Source organism: Klebsiella sp. HMSC25G12 (genome assembly GCF_001807705.1).
Taxonomy (GTDB): Bacteria; Pseudomonadota; Gammaproteobacteria; order Enterobacterales; family Enterobacteriaceae; genus Klebsiella; species Klebsiella variicola.
In genome coordinates, this window is the sequence record NZ_KV789901.1 from 1 (window position 1) to 1,526 (window position 1,526).

Genomic DNA, 1,526 nt, shown 5'->3' on the forward strand with positions numbered 1-1,526 from the left:
GCGCCCTTTTAAACCATGATGAACACGCCCCGCTCAGGCGGGGCAGTTAAAGGAGAAACACATGAATCACAACGTTAAACCTCCGCTGGGATCCCTGTCAGATGGCACGTTTACCCGCGAGCAGGCCAGAGCGGTCGCGGCGCAGTATCAGAATGTGGCGATTGAGGATGACCAGGGGACGCATTTTCGCCTCGTCGTCCGTCATCAGGATGACGGCAGCATGGTCTGGCGTGTCTGGAATTTTGAACCGGGCGGTGAGTTCCTGATGAACCGTTATATCCGGGACTACGGAGTACGCAAAACGCAGTAAGCCTTAAGAGGTGCCGGGCAGATGGGTCTGCCCGGCAGACATTAACTAATATCGGAGAGAAATCAATCATGTCAGTGACCGAGTCTAAAGCAAAAACCCCCGCGAAAACCAGCAAAAAAGTGGTAAAACCTGCCGAATCCGCCGCCCTGAAAGCCGCGCTTGAGGCCGCACAGATTGAGATGGTGCCGCTGTCGGCGCTGGTCAAATCCCCGCTGAACGTCCGCACCATCCCGTATCCGCCGGAGAGCGTCCGGGAAATGGCTGACTCCATTCTCGCGGTCGGCCTCATTCAGAATCTGGTGGTTCACACGCTGCCGGACGGCCTGTCGGGCGTCGCAGCGGGCGGTCGTCGTCTGGCGGCCCTGCAGCTTTTACAACGCGAGCAGCGCATCGATGCCGGGCATCAGGTCATCGTGAAGCGTGTCAGCGACGAACTGGCAGTAGTGGCTTCGATGGTCGAGAACAACAACCGGGTGGCGATGCACCCGGCAGAGCAAATCAGCGGTTTCCGCACGCTGTCTGAGCAGGGCAAGACCCCGGCGCAAATCGGGGACCAGCTGGGGTACAGTTCGCGCCACGTCCAGCGCATGCTGAAGCTCGCCAGCCTTGCCCCGGAACTGATTGCCCTGCTGGCAGAGAACACGCTCGATGTGGAGCAGTGTCAGGCGCTCAGTCTGGAAAGTGACCCGGCGCGTCAGGTGGAGATTTACCAGCGCGTGAAGGCGCAGCACAGCTACGCTCCGGCTCACATGCTGAAACGCGCCATCACGGACACCGAAATATCGGTTCGCGACGCCCGATTTATGTTTGTCGGGCGCGAAGCGTATGAGGCCGCAGGGGGCGAAGTGCGCGAGGACCTGTTCAGCGCGCAGGAGGGCGACGGAACGGCAGACGGGGTACTGGTCGGGCGTCTGGTGCAGGAGAAGCTGGAGTCCGCCGCGCTGGCTGTTGAAATGCAGGAGGGCTGGTCATGGTCACTGGCACGGGAAGGGGCGGTGCGGAATTACGGTGACGACCGCGAGCATTATCTGGTCCTGCCGGAGCCGGAGGGTGAACTCAGCGCTGACGAGCAGCGGCGTCTCGATGAACTGTACGCCACGCAGGAAGCCACGGCGACGTATGAAGATGAAGCCGCCATTCAGGTGCTGATTGACGAGATTGAAGAGGCAGCATCGATCCGGGCATGGACACCGGAGCAGAAAGCGGCCTGTGGCGT

At 60.6% G+C, this 1,526-nt stretch carries 2 protein-coding genes; both read left to right on the forward strand.

The window, feature by feature from the left end:
* The first annotated feature begins 61 nt into the window (after positions 1-61).
* Positions 62-310, forward strand: coding sequence for a DUF905 domain-containing protein (locus HMPREF3096_RS17320; protein WP_020314938.1), 249 nt, complete (start codon positions 62-64; stop codon positions 308-310).
* 68 nt (positions 311-378) lie between these two features.
* A partial coding sequence (locus HMPREF3096_RS17325; RefSeq protein WP_141749338.1) for a ParB/RepB/Spo0J family partition protein occupies positions 379-1,526 on the forward strand: 1,148 nt, incomplete at its 3' end.